This is a genomic window from uncultured Amnibacterium sp., assembly GCF_964244015.1.
GTDB lineage: Bacteria > Actinomycetota > Actinomycetes > Actinomycetales > Microbacteriaceae > Amnibacterium.
The window spans coordinates 1-18,339 of record NZ_CAXTHO010000001.1 but is presented as its reverse complement, the minus strand read 5'-3'; the positions used below and the strand labels follow the sequence as shown (position 1 = coordinate 18,339).

The following is an 18,339-nucleotide window of genomic DNA, read 5'->3' as shown; positions in this document are numbered from 1 at the left end:
GGGCATGCCACCGGACACGATCCGATACATGCACGAAGCGAAGAACGACGCCGACAAAGCCCGCCTCTTCGCCGCAGCCCGCACCGGACACATCGCCGTCCTCATCGGCTCCACCGAGAAGATGGGCGTCGGCACCAACGTCCAAGCCCGGGCCGTCGCGCTGTACCACCTCGACTGCCCCTGGCGACCATCCGACATCGCACAACGCGAGGGCCGGATCCTGCGACAGGGCAACCAGAACAGCGAAGTGGCAATCGTCCGCTTCGTCACCGAACGCTCATTCGACTCCTACATGTGGCAAGGCGTCGAACGGAAAGCGACCTTCATCGCCCAAGTCATGCACGGCAGCCTCGACACCCGCGAGATCGACGAGATCGACACCGCAGCGCTCTCCGCCGCGGAGGCCAAAGCGATCTCCTCCGGCAACCCCCTGCTCTTGGAACACTCGACCCTGCAAGCCGAGGTCGCTCGCCTCCGCCGACTCGAACGGGCGCACTCCCGCAATGAGCACATGCTCATTCACACGCGCGACGGCGCAGCAGACACCATCGCCCGAGCGAACTCCGACGCCGCTTCGCTCGCCGCAGTGCTTCCGCGCGTCAGGGACCTCTCCGGCGACCGGTTCACGATGGACATCCGAGGCGAGCAATTCACGTCCCGCGGCCGAGCCGCGCAAGCATTCGCCATGTGGGCCGCCGACGTCAGACTGCGCTGGGCACCCCGCTCCACCAGGCGCGACTGGGGCACCCTCGGGAAGATCTCTGGTTTCGACATCCACCTTGCGACCCGACCAAGCATGGGGACGCTCGAGATGCGCTTTTCCCTCGAAGACCTCCCGAGGACGAGCATTCTGGTCACTCGAGAGGTGTTCCTAGAGAGCGCCTTCGGCCTCGTCCAACGCCTCGAGAACCGCGTGACCGGACTTGAGGCGCTGGTAGCGCAGGCCCGCGTGGAGATGACCCAAGCGCAGGACATGCAGCTCGACGCGGAGGGTCGCCTGGGACGTCCTTTCCGACACGCGATGACTCTCACAGACGCGGAAGCTCGGCTGCGACATGTCGAAGCACGACTCGCGCAACATCACGACCGATCGCGAGACACCCGCCCCCCACTGTCAGTCGAGACAATTCGAGCACACCAGCCTTCGTTCGGCCTCCGCGACGGCGCCGCCGCACCGAGCGCGTCCTCCAGCGACCTCCGACCGGAGCATCGCGAGCACTCGAGACGAGACACGCTCCATCGCTAGCGTCTTACGCCCTATGTGCTGTCGCGTGAATCAGCCGATGACGCACCGTTCAGTCGACCAGGACGCGAACGCATCACGCACAGAGCAAAATGAGGGTATGAGCGACAACTTTAGCCAAGCGCTCGACGACTCAGCACCTACATGCCCAACTTGCCTTCGCAAGCGCGAACTCGTAGGTGACCCCACGGACCTCTACTGGCTCTGTGACTGCGGAATCACGTCGACTGACTCCGACCCGGATGCTGAGGCGCCGTCTCTCTGAGCGGGTCGCATCTCGCACAAGTGCTATCGCCAACATGTAACTCGGTGCACTCTCGGCACGCCTGGACTAGATAACCAACTCTTCACAATTGAGCGTCTTTCACGGACCGTCCCGTCGTATGGAACACCCGCGCACGTTGTTGGGAGCGGATCCTCATCCGCTATCGAAGTAACACAATTGAGGGCGTGGACTGTCAGGTACGACACGCGTCCGTGGTTACCGCTTCTGTCCCCATGTGCGCACCTCCCAACCACAACTAGATGCGCACATCGGAGGCGATCATTTCAAGCCAGGCAAGCACGATCCGCGACACAACGCCACCCTCAACTCTCCCGAAGGATCTCGACATTGCCGCTTGGACGAAACGCGTCTGCCTAATTTCCGGGGTGCCGCTCGGCGTCGAAGACGCGCTCGCAATTCGCAAGATCGCCGCGATTGCACGATCCAGCACTAAACCTTGAACCTCAACTCGACTCGATCGGGCCGGAAGATAGGACCGCTATCCCTGCGCGGCAAGACAATCAGTGTGTCGACTATTGCGGCGAGAATTGCCCGGCGTTGCGGTATATTCCATCGATCCCAGGCCGCTCTCATGCCACTTTCGCTTCCGATTGGAATCCCGCTAAACACCGTCGATCTAGACTGTCTTGCGATCACCGCCTCTGACTTCACAATCTCTCCCTGCGCCGCCATCCGCGCGGAACTAAACTCACTCCGTGTGAGCAAGCCGCGGACATAGTCGCTCGACAAATCCTCAAGTCGAGCTCGAGTTTCCGCAACACGCTCAAGGGCAGCCGAGAGTTCTGACTGCCCAGTCCCACCTTGGGCTTTCGGCATCCGAGTGTGCGCCAAGCGCAATATAATTGCTTCAGATATGAGATCCTCGAGCGGTTCAGCGACAATCGACAAGCCTCCACGATCAGGCCGACCCGCTTCTTTCTTGCACAAGTAGCGCCGCCGTTTCTGAGCTAGGGCAGCACCGCGATTGCACCCCGACATCAACCCAGCACCACACAGTCCGCAGGTTGCAATAGATGAGAGAAGCCTGATAGACGAAGCGGATGCACGCCTGTCAGGCGAGCCAATAATCACGCGAAGTCGCGCGGTTTCATCCGGAGTAATTATAGCTGGCCAGTTTCCCGGCCCCAGAATTTTCCGCCCAGTCGGAGAATCCCCATTATGACTACCCGGTTCATAGGCACGCTGACCGGAGATCCTTGCCGACGTCAAAATTGACTTGACCGTCGTAGCGTGCCACACGCCTAACGTCCCCTGAGCAGCATGAGTCGGAACCGCACCCGACTCATCGTTTAGCCACTGCGCTATGGACCTTAATGACTGTCCCGCAAGACACCGATTCGCCATTTCTCGAACAATTGCAGCCTCACGCGGAACTAAGGCCCCGTTTAATCCGTATCCAAATCGCGGCCCACCGTGCCAGTCACCTCTCTCCGCTTTCTGGCGGTTGGCACGTCGAATACGATCCGCTTTGTGGCCGGACTCATACGACGCAATAGCCACGAGTTGTCGAGCCATGAGACGGCCCTCATGGGTATTGAGGTCAAACCCTCCACCCATTACCGCTTCAATGGTGATCGGATTCGCTTCCACAAGATCGATTAGATCTTCAAGTTCACGCGGCCGCCGATAAAGACGATCGACATGCCAAACCACGAGACGAGTAGGCGCAAGGCGAACTCTGGATATCAGGGCGTCATATCCCGGCCGGCTCTTATTCAAGAATGCCGAAATATCGTTGTCCATGAAGACCTCGGGGACATCGAGCCCTAGTCGGGCACATAACGCCACGCAATCTTCGCGTTGCCGCCCGACCCCAGCGGCCTCGTCGGCGCGGTCCTCTGAAATCCGTACGTACGCCAGGACCTGCTCCGCAGACCCGTGTTGCCTCTCTCCACGCATGTCCGGTCACCTCCACCCCGTAGGTGCGCCACTCGCACCAGGTGGACTTGCCCGCCTGCGTGGCGCCGGAGACGAGCACGTTCAGCCCCGCGAGCATCGCCGCGGTGAGGAAGGCGGCGGCGGCAGGAGGGACGGAGCCGAGACCGACGAGCGCGTCGAGGGTGGTCACGCGGTCGGAGAACTTCCGGATGTTCACCGACCAGTGCCGCCGCGTGACGTCGGGCACGACGACGTGCAGGCGGGAGCCGTCTGGCAGGGAGGCGTCGACGAACGGCGACGCGAGATCGACTCTGCGGCCGCTCGACACGAGCATCCGCTCGACGAGGTCGCGCACCTCCTGCTCCCCCAGCACGATCGGCGTGAGCTCGCTGATGCCGCCGCGCGCCACGAACACGCGGGTCGGGGCGTTGACCCAGATCTCCTCGATCGTCGGGTCGTCGAGCAGCGGCTGCAGCTGGCCGAATCCGGTCAGATCGGCGACGATCTGCCGCTCCGCCCGGCGCTCGTCCGCGATGAGCGGCGCGTCGGAGGCGAACGCGTGCTCGGCGTACGAGCGCAGCTCCTCCTGCACCGCGGAGCCGGGGCTCGGGCCGAGGGTCCCGCGTCTCGCTCGCGATCGCACGGAATCCGCGATCACCCGCACCGGATCGGTCATGACCTCAGTGTGCCGATCCGGCGCCGACGAGGTCGCCGGTTCTCCACAGGCGCCGTTCCCGAGGGCGTGGCGCGGTGTCCCGACCGCCGCGCGGTAGGTCGACCGACCGCACGTCGGTGACGACTACCAAGCGACGGTCGCCGTCGCTGTCCCTGTGGCCCGAGGTCCCCGCACGGTCGCGCCCGACAGATAGAGTGGGCGCGCTGCCGGCGGGAGTGGTGGAATTGGCAGACACGCAGGATTTAGGTTCCTGTGCTTCGGCGTGAGGGTTCGAGTCCCTCTTCCCGCACTGCCGGGACGGTGGCGGAGGGACACGGATGATGACGACCGTCAGCGCCCTCTTCCCGTTCCTGGACCCGGACAGCCTCAAGTCGGCGGGACCCGTCGGCCTGCTCATCGTGTGCGCCGTGATCTTCGCCGAGACGGGCCTGCTCGTCGGATTCGTGTTCCCCGGCGACACGCTGCTGCTCATCACGGGCATCAGCGCGGAGGAGGGCCTCGGGATCAGCATCTGGATCGCGGCGCCGGCGATCGCGATCTCCGCGTTCCTCGGCGGTGAGCTCGGGTACTACATCGGCAAGAAGACCGGCCCACGCGTCTTCGAACGCCGGGAGTCCGGTTTCTTCAGCAAGACGCAGGTCGTGCGGACGAACCGGTTCTTCGACAAGTACGGGCCCCTCGCCGTGATCCTCGCCCGGTTCGTGCCCATCGTCAGGACGCTCGCCCCGATCGCGGCAGGCGTCGGGAAGATGGACTACCGGCGATACAGCCTGTACAACGCGATCGGCGCCCTCGGCTGGGGCTTCGGCATCACGTTCGTCGGGTACCTGATCGGGTTCATCCCGCCGGTCCGCATGTTCGTCGAGACGTACATCGAGTTCATCCTGCTCGGAGCCGTCGTCGTCACCCTCGTGCCGACGCTCTACCACGTGCTGAAGAACCACCGCGAGGCGAAGCGTGCGGCCGCGGGCGAGGCGCTCTCGCGCGACTGACCGGTCAGCGGGCGTCGAGCGACTCGGCGAGCGCACGGAACGCGAGACCGCGGTGGCTGATCGCGTTCTTCTCGTCGGCGGTCAGCTCCCCCGCGCTGCGGCCGTCTCCGCCATCCGGTACGAAGATCGGGTCGTACCCGAAGCCGCCGCTGCCGCGGGAGGTGCTGAGGATCGCGCCCTCCCAGACGGCGGTCCGCACGATCTCGACGGCGTCGTCGACGTAGACCGCGGCGCAGACGAAGCGCGCCGAACGGTCTGCCGAATCGCCGAGGCGCTCCAGGACCAGGTTCCGGTTGTCCTCGTCCGATCCCGTGCCCGCGTACCGCGCCGAGTGGATGCCCGGCTCGCCGCCGAGCCCGTCGACGACCACGCCGGAGTCGTCGGCGATCGCCGGCAGGCCGGAGATCCGGTGCGCCGCCCGCGCCTTGATCAGCGCGTTCGCCTCGAACGTGTCCCCGTCCTCGACCGGGGAGGGCCCCTCGGATCGGAGGAGGTCGACACCGGGCAGCAGCGGGCCGAGGATCGCGGTCAGCTCGGCGACCTTGTGCGCGTTGCCGGTGCCCAGCACGATGCGGGCCGGCCGAACCGTCACGCCGTCACCTCCAGGGCGGCGCGCTGCAGCGCGGTCAGCTGCTCGGTTCCGGCCAGGGCCAGGTCGAGGAGCCGGTCCAGCTCGCGGCGGTCGAACGGGGCCCCCTCCGCGGTGCCCTGCACCTCCACGAACAGGCCGCGCCCGGTCGCGACGACGTTCATGTCGGTCTCGGCACGCACGTCCTCGGTATATGCCAGATCGAGCATGGGCTCGCCGTCGATGATGCCGACCGAGACCGCGGCGACGGAGTCGAGCAGCGGCACGGCCTTCTGGCCGATGAACCGCTTCTGCCTCCCCCACTCGATCGCATCGTGCATCGCGACGTAGGCGCCGGTGATCGCGGCGGTCCGCGTGCCGCCGTCCGCCTGCAGCACGTCGCAGTCGAGTACGAGGGTGTTCTCGCCCAGCGCCTTCGTGTCGACGACCGCGCGCAGGGACCGGCCGATCAGGCGGGAGATCTCGTGCGTGCGTCCGCCGATCTTCCCCTTCACGCTCTCGCGGTCCATCCGGTCGTTCGTGGAGCGCGGGAGCATCGCGTACTCCGCGGTGACCCAGCCGCGACCCTTGCCCTGCAGCCACCGCGGCACGCCGTTCGTGAAGGAGGCGGTGCACAGCACGCGGGTGTTCCCGAACGAGATCAGGGCGCTGCCCTCCGCCTGCGTGCTCCAGCCGCGCTCGATGGTCACGGGTCGGAGGTCGTCGGTGGCGCGGCCGTCGCGTCGTTCGGTCATCTCGGGTCTCCAGTTGTCGGAAGCGCAGTGATCGGAATGGGGATGGTCCCGGTCTGCACGAGGTCGACGGTCGCGACCTCGGGGCCGAGGAAGCGGCGGGCGAGGCGCAGGAACGCGTCCTCGCTGGTCCCAGTCGCCTCGAAGCGGTAGGTCGGCGGCGTGGTCGCGGTCCGCAGCAGTCCGTGCTCGACGAGCTGCCGGTAGACGTCGGCGGCGGTCTCGTCGGCCGAGGAGACGAGCGAGACACCGGGGCCCATCACCCAGCGGATCGCGGCGGACAGCAGCGGGTAGTGGGTGCACCCGAGCAGCAGGGTGTCGATGTCCGCGGCCCTGAGCGGTGCCAGGTACTCCTCCGCAGCCGCGATCAACTCGGGTCCGGTGGTGACGCCGGCCTCGACGAACTCGACGAATCGGGGGCAGGCCGCCTGCACGACGGTGATGCCGGGGTCGGCCACGAAGGCGTCCACGTAGGCGTGCGAGCGAACGGTGCCTTCGGTGCCGATGACGCCGATCCGCTTCGTGCGGGTGCGGCGACTGGCCGCGCGGACGGCGGGCAGCACGACCTCGACGACGGGGATGCCGGCGCCGAGGGTGAACCGCTCGCGGGCGTCGCGGAACATCGCCGCGGAGGCCGTGTTGCAGGCGATCACGAGCAGCTTGACACCCTGCGCGACCAGGTCGTCCATCACTGCGAGGGCGTACTGACGCACCTCCGCGAGCGGCTTCGGCCCGTACGGGGAATGCGCGGTGTCCCCGACGTAGAGCACCGACTCGTTCGGCAGCTGATCGATGATCGCGCGGGCGACGGTCAGTCCGCCGACCCCGGAATCGAAGACCCCGATCGGCGCGTCCGTCACGGCCGGAGAGCTTACGTGCCCCCGGCGGTGCGCCTCAGTCGGCGTCGCGGCGGCGGACCGAGACGGCGATGAGCGCGACCGCGAAGGCGACGAGCACGACGGCGACGACGCCGGCGGGCAGCAGATCGAACGGGAGCAGGTCGCGCGACTGCGCGACGAGGAGAACGACGTCCTGGGTGCGGACCATCGGAGGGGGACCTTCCGGGCGGGAGGGGAACCGCGTCGGCTGGGTGACCGCGCGGGGGCTCGGCTGGGTGACCGGGCGTCCGATCACCCTACGGACCCGCCTCCGTCCGCTGCAGGCCCCAGAAGGAGGGGGACTCTCCGTTTGTAGGAAGGACCTTCCTACAAAACGGAGAGTTCGGCGGCGGTCCCTAGGCTGCTGCGGTGACGAGCACGGCCCTGCTGACCGACCGGTACGAGCTCACGATGCTGGACGCGGCGCTCCGCGACGGCACCGCGCAGAGGCCGAGCGTGTTCGAGGTGTTCTCGCGCCGGCTCTCGGGTGGCCGCCGCTACGGGGTGCTCGCCGGGACCGGACGCGTGTTGGAGGCGGTCGAGCGCTTCCGCTTCGGCGCGGACGAGCTCGAGTGGCTGGCGGCGGAGCGCGTCGTGTCGCCGACCACGATCGACTGGCTGGCCGACTACCGCTTCGGCGGCTCGATCAGCGGCTACCGGGAGGGCGACGTCTACTTCCCCACCTCCCCCGTGCTCACCGTCGAGGGCACGTTCGCGGAGGCGGTGATCCTCGAGACGCTGATCCTCAGCATCCTGAACGCCGACAGCGCGATCGCGACGGCCGCGGCGCGGATGGTGTCAGCAGCGAACGGACGACCGATCGCGGAGATGGGCTCGCGGCGGACCCAGGAGCACGCCGCGGTCTCGGCCGCGCGGGCTGCGTGGATCGCCGGGTTCGGCGCGACCTCGAATCTGGAGGCGGGCCGGCGCTGGGGCGTGCCCACGATGGGGACCGCCGCGCACGCGTTCACCCTGCTGCACGACACCGAGGAGGGCGCCTTCCGCGCGCAGATCGACGCGATGGGCACGGGCACGACGCTGCTGATCGACACCTACGACGTCATGGCCGCCGTCGAGACGGCGGTCCGCATCGCGGGATCCGAGCTGGGCGCGGTGCGGATCGACTCCGGGGACCTGCCGGTCGTCGTGCAGGCGGTGCGGGACCGTCTGGACGCACTCGGCGCGACCAGCACCACGATCACCGTGACGAACGACCTCGACGAGTACGCGATCGCCGGGCTCGCCGCCTCCCCCGTCGACTCCTTCGGCGCGGGCACCCGGCTCGTCGGGGGCTCCGGCTATCCGACCGCCGGCTTCGTCTACAAGCTCGTGGAGCGGGCCGACGAGGACGGCACGATGCGCGCCGTCGCGAAGAAGTCAGCGGAGAAGGCCGGGAACGGCGGCAGGAAGTGGGCGTTCCGTCGTCTGGAGGAGGGCGTCGCGGTGGAGGAGCGCATCGTCGTGACCGACGAGCAGCCGCACGTGGCCGACGCCCGCGATCTGGTCGTGCCGCTCGTGGTCGGCGGGATCCCGTGGGCCGAGTACCTCGGCGCGGAGGGGGCGCGCGCTGCGCGGGCGCACCATGCCCACGTGATCGCGGAGCTGCCTGCCGACGCGAGGCGTCTCTCGGGCGGCGACCCGGCCATCCCGACCGTCCTGGTCTGAGCTGATTTCATCTTTACGGAGTTTTGGCTGGCTTCGCCCCGCCAAAACTCCGTAAAGGTGAAATCTACTAGCGGAGGCGGTCGTAGATCTTCTTGCAGTCGGGGCAGATCGGGAACTTCTCGGGATCGCGGCCCGGCACCCACACCTTGCCGCAGAGCGCCCGCACCGGCTTGCCGGTGACGGCCGACTCGACGATCTTCTCCTTCTGCACGTAGTGCGAGAAGCGGTCGTGGTCGCCGTCCTCGGTGACCTCGCCGTTCAGCAGCTCTTCGAGCTCGCGGTCGAGGGTGGAGGTGCCACCACCGGGATCCGTCACGGAGTCGCGCGCCATGCGCACAAGGGTAAGGCGCCGAACAGGCGATGGGGGCGCGGTCCGCCAGGATCAGGCGCGCAGCGCCGCCGCGAGCAGCTCGGGCCCGCGTCGTTCGAACACGCGACCTCCGGCGACGGTCCCCCACCAGAACACGACGAGCCCGATCCCCGCACCGGCTCCGAGCGCCGCCCACGCCCAGCTCGACGACCCCTGGTAGGCGAGCACGGCCAGCACGATCGCCGGCGCGGTGACGATCAGCTGCAGCAGGAACAGCAGCGACTGCACGAGCGCGGCGAGCCCGCCGGTGGAGTTCGGCTGCTGGAACGGCGACGACCCGGGCCGCGGCACCGGGTACGGCATCAGCGCGGAGCTGACGCCGCCGATGCCCATCCCGGCGAGCAGGAGGCAGACCGAGACGCCGATCAACGCGGCCGCCAGCACGGGTCGGCCGGCGATCGCGGCGCTCACGAAAGACCCCGCGATCAGGAGCGGCAGCCCGGCGACGAGCACCGGCGCGAGGCGGCCGATGCGGTCGTCGATCCCCCGCACGCCGGCCGCGACGTGCAGCCAGATCGCCGTGTGGTCGTACGCGATGTCGTTGTGGCTCGCCCACCCGATGAACAGCGCCACGATCGGCACCGGGATCAGCGCGAGCAGCGAGCCGGGGACGCCGGCCAGGCCCAGCACCAGGACGAGGACGATCGGTGTGACCGGGATGCTGATCACGCTGACGCGGTAGCGCACGTCGCGCGCCCAGTAGGAGGCGGCGCGGGCCGCGATCGCACCGCGCGGTGTGGCGGGCAGCCGCCCGAACCAGCCGATCCCGGCGAGCGTCTGCGGCTTCGCCCGCCGGCCGGTCGAGACGAGCGCCGTGCCGACGACGGCCCGCCACACGGCCCCGAGCACCACGACCGTGGCGACCGCGATCGCGAGCTGCGCGATCCCGGCGGCCCGCCCGGCCGCGAGGCTCGCCGGCGCGGCCCACGCGGCACCGAGCGGCGTCCAGCCGAGGACGGCGATGACGTCGCCGATCCCCTCCAGCGCCCGGCGCCCGAGGTCGACGTTGGTCAGCAGCACGATGAGCGGTGCCAGGAGGGTGATGCCGATCACGAGCACTGCCGCGACGGCCTCCCTGGCGCGCCGCGTCGAGAGCAGCAGCCCGGCGGTCGCGGCACCGATCCTGGACAGCAGCACGCAGGTGAGCACGATGCACGGCGCGCAGATCAGGGCGACCAGCGCGGCCCCCGGCGTACGGGACCAGGTCGCGACGGCGGCGAACGCGACGAGCAGCAGCGCGAACCCCGGGACCCCGACGATCGCCGCGATCGCGAGGCCGACCGCGAGCCGCGTGCGCTCGACGCCGAGCAGCGCGAACCGGCGCGGATCCAGGGTGTCGTCGATGCCGACGAACACCGGCACGACGAGGAACGCGAGCACGGCGACCGAGCCGAACCCGACCGTGACCGAGGTGGCGAGCTGGAGGGGGGCGAACCGGAGCGCCACCAGCATCGCGACGAGCGCGACCGTGATGCCCGTGCCGTAGAGCAGGGCGAGCACGAGCCCGACCACCTGCCAGGGGCTGCGCCGGAACTGGTTCACCAGCAGGCGCAGCTTCAGCCGCACGAGCACCGCGGTCACGGGGAGCATCCGGCGGCCGTCACTCGGCGAAGGAGTGCAGCCACTCCATGCCGGCCGCGGCACGACGGCCGCCGGCGAGCGAGACGAAGCGCTCCTCCAGCGACTCGCGGCCGCGGACCTCGTCGGTGGTGCCCGCCGCCAGCACCCTGCCGCCGACGATCACGGCGACGTGGTCGCAGACCCGCTGGATCAGGTCCATGCCGTGGCTGGACAGCACGACCGTGCCGCCCGCGGCCACGTAGCGCTGCAGGATCTCGACGATGTTCGCCGCCGATACCGGGTCGACGGACTCGAACGGCTCGTCGAGCACCAGGAGCCGCGGCGAGTGGATCATCGCCGCGGCGAGCGCGATCTTCTTCGTCATGCCCGCCGAGTAGTCGGCGACGAGACGACCGGTCGCGTCCTCCAGGCCGAACGCCGCGACGAGATCCGCGGTGCGCTGGCGCACGGTGGCCGCGTCCAACCCGCGGAGCACGCCCGAGTAGTGCAGGAGCTGCGCGCCGGAGAGCCGGTCGAACAGCCGCAGCGCGTCGGGCAGCACGCCGATCGCGCGCTTCGCGCGGTCCGGCTCCGCCCACACGTCGATGCCGTGCACCAGCACCCGACCGCCGTCGGGACGCAGCAGCCCGGTGACCATCGACAGCGTCGTCGTCTTGCCCGCGCCGTTCGGCCCGACGATGCCGTAGAACGATCCGGCCCGCACCGCCAGGTCGATCCCGTCGACGGCGGTCGTGTCGCCGAATCGTTTCGTGAGGCCCTGCAGATCGAGGACGGTCTCCGGACCGTCCTCCCCATCGGGGACGGGAGCCGGCGCGACCGGGTCGACGGTCGCGGTTCGCGCCTCCGGCCCCGCCTCCGCCTCCGATTGGGTCAGGGGAAGCTTCGGCGCCGTCACGCTGACGACTGTATCGACCGAGTCCCCGCAGTGGCGGTACCGGCCGCGTGGCATCGTGCACCGTTCGGCACGTCGATTAGCATGAACGTCCGGCGCGGCGGCCGCCCGCCCCACCCCGATCCGCCGCCTCGAGGACCGTCTCTGTGACCACCGCCGTCTCCGCGCCACGCGCCGCCCATCCGGCGAAGCGCACGACGTACTGGTTCCGCTACCGCCAGGCGCTGTGGCTGCTGACGACCCGCGACCTGAAGGTCCGCTACACCACGAGCGCGCTCGGCTACGTGTGGTCGATCCTCGACCCCCTGCTGATGGGGCTGATCTACTACGTCGTGTTCGGGCTGATCTTCCAGCGCGGCGGCGTCGAAGAGGATCCGTACATCCTCTTCCTGCTGAGCGCCGTGCTGCCCTGGACCTGGTTCAACGGCAACCTGACGGACGCCACGAAGGCGTTCCGGCAGGAGGGGAAGCTGATCCGTTCGGTGAAGATCCCCCGCAGCATCTGGGTGCTGCGGCAGATCGCCTCCAAGGGCATCGAGTTCCTGATCAGCCTCACGATCATCGTGTTCTTCGCACTGATCAACCTGACGGCCCCGAGCCCGCTGACGGTGATCTACCTGCCCCTCGCGATCGCGCTGCAGATCCTGCTCACCATCGGCTGCAACTTCATCATCGCGCCGCTCGCGGTCATCTACCGCGACCTCGAGCGGGTCGTGAAGCTCGGTGTCCGCCTGCTGTTCTACGGCGCCCCGGTGCTGTACCACCTGAACATCGGCAACCCGGTCCTGCACTTCCTCTACGGCCTGAACCCGATCGCCGGGATCCTCGACCTCTACCGGGGCTGCTTCTTCCCCGACATCGTCGACTGGGTCTACGTCGTCGAGGGCACGGTCGTGTCCGTGATCTTCTTCACGATCGGCTCCGTCGTGTTCCGCCGCGCCATCCCCCGCGTGCTGAAGGAGATCTGATGGCGCTGCCGGTCATCTCCGTCGACGACATCGGGATCCGCTTCGCGAGGGACAAGGGCCGCAAGCTCTCGCTCAAGGACCGCTTCTCCGCCGCCGAGCGCCGCCGCGTCCCGGACCAGTTCTGGGCGTTCCGGAACGTGACGTTCGACGTGCAGGCCGGCGAGTCCATCGGCGTCGTCGGGCGCAACGGGCAGGGCAAGTCGACCCTGCTGAAGATCGTCGCCGAGGTGCTGATCCCCGACGAGGGCTCCGTCGAGGTCCGTAAGGGCGTCGCGCCGCTGATCGAGATCACCGGCGGGTTCGTGGACGACCTGTCGGTGCGCGACAACGTGTACCTCGCCGCCGGTCTGCACGGGGTGTCGAAGGCCCAGGTGGACGACGAGTTCGACGACATCATCGCGTTCGCGGAGGTGAAGGACTTCGTCGACACCCCCTACAAGCACCTGTCGAGCGGGATGCGGGTCCGCGTCGCGTTCGCGGTCGTCTCGCGGCTGGACGAGCCGATCCTGCTCGTGGACGAGGTGCTCGCGGTCGGTGACCGCACGTTCCGGCGCAAGTGCTACGCCCGCATCGAGGAGATGCTCGCCGAGGGCAGGACCCTGTTCTTCGTCTCGCACAGCGACGGCGACCTGCAGCGGTTCTGCACCCGTGGGCTGTACCTCGACAGCGGCAAGCTGCAGTACGACGGCCCGATCGACGAGGCCTTCGAACGGTACTCGAGCGACTACGCCTGAGCGACGCCGGTCAGCTCGCGGGCCACGGCTTCCCGCCGATGGTGAGCACGTAGGTGTCGGTCGTCTCCGGGACGAGCCGCAGCGCCTGGTCCTTCGTCGGGTCGAGTCCCGCGGCCGCGGCCTGCGCGGGCAGCGGCACGAGCGGCCTGCCGCCGTCGACGAGCTCGCCCACCTGTCCCGCGTTCAGCTCGACGTCGTAGCGCTGCTGGATCTGCGCCTGCAGGTCCGCCCGCTCGTCGCCGAGCGTGCGGAACCCGGTCACCGCGAGCAGCGCCGTGCCGACGAGCAGCACGATCACGACCACGCCGTCGACGACCAGGAGGGGCGTGCGGCGCTTCGACCTCCGGAGCCCGGGGCCGAAGATGATCGGCAGGCACGCCAGCACGGTCGCCACGAGCAGCACCAGCAGTGCTGGGACGAACACGAGGTTCTGGTTCGCGGCGAAGTACGGGATCTGCACGGTGTCTCTCGGAGGGGGTCGATCGGCCGCCCGACGCTAGCATCGCCGCTCCATCCGGCCACCGCACGGCACGACTTCCTATGATCGCCCGCGATGAGCGAGCAGCCGAACGACGACCACATCGCGAGCGGGTGGACGAAGCAGGGCTTCGATCGCCTGCTCTCCGTGCACCGGCCGGCGGTGCTGGCCCACATCCGGTCGATCAGGAAGCGCCATCCGACCGCCGCGCCCGACGAGGTGATCCGGGTGCTCGAGCAGCGGTACGTGGCCGCGGTGACCGCGGGCGGTGCCGCGACCGGCGCGGCAGCCGTCGTGCCGGGGGTCGGCACGATCGCCGCGATCGGGATCAGCGGCGCGGAGACGGTCGGGTTCCTGGAGGCGAGCGCGCTGTTCGCGCAGTCCGTCGCCGAGATCCACGGGGTCTCGACGACCGACCCCGAGCGGTCCAGCACGATGGTGATGGCGCTGATGCTCGGGCCGGCCGGCGCGAACCTGGTGCAGCAGTTCGCGGGCGAGGTCAGCGGCACGGCCGGCCCGCGCAGCGCCTACTGGGGCGAGCTGGTCACCAAGCGGCTTCCCTCCACGGTGCTGAAGGCGCTGACCGACCGGGTCAAGAAGAGCTTCGTCCGCCGGTTCGCCACCCGGCAGGGCGCGAACGTCGTGTTCCGCGCGGTGCCGTTCGGCATCGGCGCCGTCGTCGGCGGCGCCGGCAACCGGATCGCGGGCAAGCGGGTCGTGAAGTCGACCCAGGAGGCGTTCGGCCCCGCGCCCTCGACGTTCCCGGACGAGATCCGCCTCCCGGACCCGCCGCAGGCCGTCACCGGCTGATTCGCGAGAACGAGGAGGCCGCGAGCGGCTCAGGTGACGCGGTCCGCCAGCAGGGCGATGCCGACGACCGCGAGGCCGATCACGACCCCTGTCGCGATCAGCCTGCCCGACCCCTCCCCCGAGCGCTTCAGCCGCCGGATGAACACGACGAGGAGCACCGCCGTCATCCCGACGACGGCGATGCCCCAGAGCGGACCCATCAGGCCTTGGCTTGGCCCAGCGTGACCGACACGGTGTGGGCCGTGCCGCTGCGGTAGTAGGTCACGTCGACCGTGCTGCCCGCGGGATAGGCCCGCACCTGGCCGGCGAGGTCCGTGTAGCTGGTCACCGGGACGGTACCGACCGCGGTGATGATGTCGCCCTGCCGGATGCCGGCGTCGGCGGCGGGGCCGCTCGCCGTCGCCTCCGACACCTTCACGCCCGCGACGGTGCCGGTCGTCGCGCTCTCGTTCGCGACGGACTTCACGCCGAGCTGCCCGTGGGACGGCGTCTTCCCGGCGATGATCTCGTCCGCGATGCGCTTCGCGACCGTCGACGGGATCGCGAAGCCGACGCCGATGCTGCCGGACTGCGACGAGGCCGAGCTCGAGCCGGTGCCCGCGATCGCGACGTTCACGCCGATCACGTCCCCCTGCGAGTCGAGCAGCGCACCCCCGGAGTTGCCCGGGTTGATCGCCGCGTCGGTCTGCAGCACGGAGAGGTAGATGCTGCTCGTCTGGGTCGGCGCCTGCGTGCTGCCCGAGCCGCTGCCGTCGCCGAAGTCCCAGAAGTTGAACGGGCTGCCGCTGCCGCCGCCGCTGTCTCCCGACCCGCCGGAGCTGTCCGGCACGGCGGACGATGCGACCGCGATGCTGCGGTTCAGAGCGCTGACGATGCCGGTCGTCACGGTGTTCGGCAGGTCGAGCGGTGCACCGATCGCGACGACCGAGTCGCCGACGTTGAGGTCGGAGGAGCTCGCGAACGTCGCCGCGGTCAGTGCCGACGCGCCGGTGAGCTTGATGACGGCGAGGTCGTTCAGGGGGTCGGTGCCCACGACCTTCGCGGCGTAGATGTGACCGTCCGTCGTCGTGACCGAGATCGTGCCGCCGGCGGTGTCGCCGTCGAGCGTCACCACGTGGTTGTTCGTCAGCACGTACCCGTCGGAGGACAGGACGATGCCGGACCCGGTACCCGACTCGTTGGTCGCGGTGACCGAGATCGTCACGACCGAAGGGGCGGCCTTCGCCGCGACCGCCGACACCGCGGTGGCGGTGGAGGGGTTGTTGATGACGACGCCCTGGCCGCCGGTGCTGGACGCGGCGGTGACGCTGGTCCGCGGGTTGACCGCGAGCGCGATGCCGGCACCGATGCCGCCGCCGATCAGCGCCGCGATGACCGCGGCGGCCGCGACCGGTACCAGGATGCCGCGCCGCTCGCGCCGGCGGAACGACGCCCCGTCGGTGGCGGGCTCCCCCTCGGGCGCAGCCGACGCCTCCTGCACCGGCTCCTGCTGCACCGACGCCATCGGCGTCGTGACGGCGTCGTCGCCGACGTGACCACCGTCTGCGGCGGGGGTCGCCGGTCGGGCGTCGGGGCGGGGCGTGCTGTCGGTCATGATGCTCCTTCCAAAGCCCGTACAGGGTGCGCGACGGATCCATGCGAATGCTATGAATCCGCAGAGCGTCGCCTACGACGGTGCGACCTCTAGGTTGTGTTCGATGATGAGGTCCGGACCGTGGCGCCGCGCTGCGGCGGGAGCAGGACTGCTGACCGCCGACGGCGTGCCGGGCACGACCATCTTCGCCGAGATGAGCGCCCTCGCCGCGGCGACGGGCGCGATCAACCTCGGACAGGGCTTCCCCGACACCGACGGCCCGATCGAGGTGCTGCGTGTAGCGCAGGAGGCGATCGGCGCCGGCCTGAACCAGTACCCGCCCGGCCGCGGCAGCGCGGTGCTGCGGGAGGCGATCGGCCGGCATCAGCAGCGTTGGTACGGCCTCGAGGTCGATCCGGACACGGAGGTGCTGGTGACCGCGGGCGCGACCGAGGCGCTGGCGGCGGTGCTGCTCGCGTTCGTCGACGACGGCGACGAGGTGCTGACGCTCGAGCCCGCCTACGACGCGTACGGCGCGATCATCGCCCTGGCCGGCGGCGTGCACCGGACCGTGCCGGTCGACTGGCCGGACTTGCGCCCGGACGCCGACCGCCTCCGCGACGCCATCACCGATCGCACCCGGGTCATCCTGCTGAACACGCCCCACAACCCGACCGGCGCGGTGCTGGACGAGACGCTGATGCGGGTCGTCGTCGAGGCCGCCGAGCGGCACGACGCGCTGATCGTGACCGACGAGGTCTACGAGCACCTGCTCTTCGACGGCGCGCGGCACGTGCCCGTCGCGACGCTGCCCGGCGCCTGGGACCGCACGATCTCGATCTCCTCCGGCGGCAAGACCTTCAGTACCACCGGCTGGAAGATCGGGTGGCTGACCGGCCCCGCCGAGCTGGTGTCCGCGGCGCTCGCGGTGAAGCAGTTCCTGACCTTCGTGAACGGCGCACCGTTCCAGCCCGCGATCGCGGCGGGTCTGGATCTGCCCGACCCGGTGTTCGCGCGGATCGCCGCCGAGCTGCAGGCGGGTCGCGACATCCTGATCGCGGGGCTGGAGGCGGCGGGCCTGCCGGTCTCGACGCCCGCGGCGGGCTACTTCGCGATCGCGGACGGCGCGGCGCTCGGCTTCCCCGATGGCGCCGACCTGTGCCGGCAGCTGCCGTCGCTCGCCGGCGTGGTCGCCGTGCCGGTCTCGGCCTTCTGCCGCGGCGACCAGGCGGCGAGGATGCGCTCCCTGATCCGCTTCGCCTTCTGCAAGTCCCCGTCGGTCCTGCACGAGGCCTCGGAGCGCCTCGCTGCCCTCCGCCCGCGCTGATCGCATCCGCGTCGCGGACGGTTACTCTGCTGCAGCGGCCCGTCGGCGCTCAGCGATCAGCTCGTCGACAAGAGAGCGCTCGGGCGCTGTGCGGCTCAGGATCCCGTGCACCTCCTCCACGGCGTCCCGCGGGAGGACCTTGTAGCGGCGGAGGCGCAGCGCGGGGTTGGCCGCTCGGACCTCGCGGATACGGGCCGGATCGAGATCCGCGATCGCGATCCCGCGCTCCTCCCCCAGCTCGGCCAGCGTCGTGCCGGCCGGGTCGAGGATCAGGCTCGTGCCCACGCCCTCGGGCGGGATCTGGCCGGCCGCTGCCACGAACGCCGTGTTCTCGATCGCGCGAGCGGTCAGCAGGGTGCGCCAGTGGTGCACCTTGCCGGGGCCGGGCACCCAGTCGGACGGCACCAGGACGAGATCGACCTCGGCGTCCGCCAGCACACGGGTCACCTCCGGGAACCGCAGGTCGTAGCAGGTCTGCAGGCCGACCCGCAGGTCGCCGACGAGGAAGGTCTGCGGCGGCTCGAGCGCGCCGGGCTCGACCCAGGTGCTCTCGTGCGCGCCGAACGCGTCGTACAGGTGCGTCTTCCGGTAGACCGCCACGACGCCGTCGCCCGAGACGGCGACGGCGGTGTTCCGGAAGCGCTGCCCCTCCGCTGTCTCGACGAGCC

The 18,339-nt window shown here is 69.6% G+C and carries 20 protein-coding genes, 1 tRNA gene and 1 pseudogene; 8 read left to right on the top strand and 14 right to left on the bottom strand.

Annotated features, from left to right (window positions below):
- The first annotated feature begins 28 nt into the window (after window positions 1-28).
- Entirely contained in the window at window positions 29-1,246 is a 1,218-nt protein-coding gene (locus tag ACFE67_RS00110) for a hypothetical protein (RefSeq protein WP_375404835.1), read from the top strand.
- Between the two features lie 712 nt (window positions 1,247-1,958).
- On the opposite strand, the gene ACFE67_RS00105 is transcribed toward ACFE67_RS00110, so the two are convergent.
- The 3 genes and pseudogenes from ACFE67_RS00105 to ACFE67_RS00095 all read right to left on the bottom strand — a co-directional run bounded on the left by ACFE67_RS00105 (window position 1,959) and on the right by ACFE67_RS00095 (window position 4,083).
- The gene (locus tag ACFE67_RS00105; protein WP_375404890.1) at window positions 1,959-3,029 is read right to left on the bottom strand and encodes a recombinase family protein; all 1,071 of its coding nucleotides are present in this window, start codon (window positions 3,027-3,029) and stop codon (window positions 1,959-1,961) included.
- Window positions 3,006-3,329 (bottom strand): annotated as a pseudogene (locus ACFE67_RS00100) (recombinase family protein); the annotation flags it as partial. The pseudogene ACFE67_RS00100 and the gene ACFE67_RS00105, both read right to left, overlap by 24 nt.
- A complete protein-coding gene (locus ACFE67_RS00095) occupies window positions 3,241-4,083 on the bottom strand; it encodes an ATPase, T2SS/T4P/T4SS family (RefSeq protein WP_375404834.1) in 843 nt (280 codons plus the stop codon). The gene ACFE67_RS00095 and the pseudogene ACFE67_RS00100, both read right to left, overlap by 89 nt.
- Window positions 4,084-4,292: 209 nt before the next feature.
- Between ACFE67_RS00095 and ACFE67_RS00090 the strand changes: the two genes are divergently transcribed.
- Window positions 4,293-4,372 (top strand) — tRNA-Leu (locus ACFE67_RS00090).
- A 28-nt stretch (window positions 4,373-4,400) separates the two neighbouring features.
- Entirely contained in the window at window positions 4,401-5,075 is a 675-nt protein-coding gene (locus ACFE67_RS00085) for a DedA family protein (RefSeq protein WP_375404833.1), read from the top strand.
- 4 nt (window positions 5,076-5,079) lie between these two features.
- On the opposite strand, the gene rdgB is transcribed toward ACFE67_RS00085, so the two are convergent.
- Genes rdgB through ACFE67_RS00065 form a run of 4 tightly spaced genes read right to left on the bottom strand, consistent with a single transcriptional unit; the run spans window position 5,080 to window position 7,442 of the window.
- Window positions 5,080-5,667 carry an RdgB/HAM1 family non-canonical purine NTP pyrophosphatase gene (gene rdgB / locus ACFE67_RS00080; RefSeq protein ID WP_375404832.1) on the bottom strand — a complete coding sequence of 196 codons (588 nt, stop codon included), beginning with the start codon at window positions 5,665-5,667 and terminating at the stop codon, window positions 5,080-5,082.
- Entirely contained in the window at window positions 5,664-6,398 is a 735-nt protein-coding gene (gene rph, locus ACFE67_RS00075) for a ribonuclease PH (RefSeq protein WP_375404831.1), read from the bottom strand. Before rph ends, rdgB begins: the two co-directional genes overlap by 4 nt.
- Window positions 6,395-7,255 carry a glutamate racemase gene (murI, locus tag ACFE67_RS00070; RefSeq protein WP_375404830.1) on the bottom strand — a complete coding sequence of 287 codons (861 nt, stop codon included), beginning with the start codon at window positions 7,253-7,255 and terminating at the stop codon, window positions 6,395-6,397. The genes rph and murI overlap by 4 nt, the downstream gene beginning before the upstream one ends.
- 34 nt (window positions 7,256-7,289) lie before the next feature.
- Window positions 7,290-7,442 (bottom strand): hypothetical protein, encoded by a 153-nt coding sequence (locus tag ACFE67_RS00065; RefSeq protein WP_375404829.1) that lies wholly within the window; start codon window positions 7,440-7,442, stop codon window positions 7,290-7,292.
- 242 nt (window positions 7,443-7,684) lie between these two features.
- Between ACFE67_RS00065 and ACFE67_RS00060 the strand changes: the two genes are divergently transcribed.
- A complete protein-coding gene (locus tag ACFE67_RS00060) occupies window positions 7,685-8,938 on the top strand; it encodes a nicotinate phosphoribosyltransferase (RefSeq protein ID WP_375404889.1) in 1,254 nt (417 codons plus the stop codon).
- A gap of 67 nt (window positions 8,939-9,005) precedes the next feature.
- Here the strand turns inward: ACFE67_RS00060 and ACFE67_RS00055 are convergent, their stop codons facing one another.
- From ACFE67_RS00055 to ACFE67_RS00045, 3 genes are read right to left on the bottom strand one after another with little or no spacing between them, the layout of a single operon-like run.
- A complete protein-coding gene (locus ACFE67_RS00055) occupies window positions 9,006-9,269 on the bottom strand; it encodes a DUF3039 domain-containing protein (RefSeq protein WP_375404828.1) in 264 nt (87 codons plus the stop codon).
- A gap of 51 nt (window positions 9,270-9,320) precedes the next feature.
- Window positions 9,321-10,889: an ABC transporter permease gene (locus ACFE67_RS00050; RefSeq protein WP_375404827.1), complete on the bottom strand. Its 1,569-nt coding sequence runs from the start codon at window positions 10,887-10,889 to the stop codon at window positions 9,321-9,323.
- Window positions 10,890-10,908: 19 nt separating this feature from the next.
- Window positions 10,909-11,763, bottom strand: coding sequence for an ABC transporter ATP-binding protein (locus ACFE67_RS00045; protein WP_375404888.1), 855 nt, complete (start codon window positions 11,761-11,763; stop codon window positions 10,909-10,911).
- A 164-nt stretch (window positions 11,764-11,927) separates the two neighbouring features.
- On the opposite strand from ACFE67_RS00045, the gene ACFE67_RS00040 reads away from it, so the two are divergent.
- Both ACFE67_RS00040 and ACFE67_RS00035 read left to right on the top strand, forming a co-directional pair.
- Window positions 11,928-12,749, top strand: a complete 822-nt coding sequence (locus tag ACFE67_RS00040) for an ABC transporter permease (RefSeq protein ID WP_375404826.1) — start codon at window positions 11,928-11,930, stop codon at window positions 12,747-12,749.
- Window positions 12,749-13,483, top strand: a complete 735-nt coding sequence (locus ACFE67_RS00035) for an ABC transporter ATP-binding protein (RefSeq protein ID WP_375404825.1) — start codon at window positions 12,749-12,751, stop codon at window positions 13,481-13,483. The genes ACFE67_RS00040 and ACFE67_RS00035 overlap by 1 nt, the downstream gene beginning before the upstream one ends.
- A 10-nt stretch (window positions 13,484-13,493) precedes the next feature.
- Here the strand turns inward: ACFE67_RS00035 and ACFE67_RS00030 are convergent, their stop codons facing one another.
- Entirely contained in the window at window positions 13,494-13,943 is a 450-nt protein-coding gene (locus tag ACFE67_RS00030) for a hypothetical protein (RefSeq protein ID WP_375404824.1), read from the bottom strand.
- A gap of 93 nt (window positions 13,944-14,036) precedes the next feature.
- On the opposite strand from ACFE67_RS00030, the gene ACFE67_RS00025 reads away from it, so the two are divergent.
- Window positions 14,037-14,771 carry a hypothetical protein gene (locus ACFE67_RS00025; protein ID WP_375404823.1) on the top strand — a complete coding sequence of 245 codons (735 nt, stop codon included), beginning with the start codon at window positions 14,037-14,039 and terminating at the stop codon, window positions 14,769-14,771.
- A gap of 29 nt (window positions 14,772-14,800) precedes the next feature.
- Here the strand turns inward: ACFE67_RS00025 and ACFE67_RS00020 are convergent, their stop codons facing one another.
- Together ACFE67_RS00020 and ACFE67_RS00015 are read right to left on the bottom strand one after the other, a co-directional pair.
- Window positions 14,801-14,971: a hypothetical protein gene (locus ACFE67_RS00020; RefSeq protein WP_375404822.1), complete on the bottom strand. Its 171-nt coding sequence runs from the start codon at window positions 14,969-14,971 to the stop codon at window positions 14,801-14,803.
- Window positions 14,971-16,365, bottom strand: a complete 1,395-nt coding sequence (locus ACFE67_RS00015) for a S1C family serine protease (RefSeq protein WP_375404821.1) — start codon at window positions 16,363-16,365, stop codon at window positions 14,971-14,973. Before ACFE67_RS00015 ends, ACFE67_RS00020 begins: the two co-directional genes overlap by 1 nt.
- Window positions 16,366-16,468: 103 nt before the next feature.
- Between ACFE67_RS00015 and ACFE67_RS00010 the strand changes: the two genes are divergently transcribed.
- The gene (locus ACFE67_RS00010; RefSeq protein WP_375404820.1) at window positions 16,469-17,671 is read left to right on the top strand and encodes an aminotransferase class I/II-fold pyridoxal phosphate-dependent enzyme; all 1,203 of its coding nucleotides are present in this window, start codon (window positions 16,469-16,471) and stop codon (window positions 17,669-17,671) included.
- A 21-nt stretch (window positions 17,672-17,692) separates the two neighbouring features.
- Here ACFE67_RS00010 and ACFE67_RS00005 read toward each other — a convergent pair.
- Window positions 17,693-18,339 (bottom strand): nitrilase-related carbon-nitrogen hydrolase (locus ACFE67_RS00005; RefSeq protein WP_375404819.1); only part of this gene is annotated, 647 nt, incomplete at its 5' end.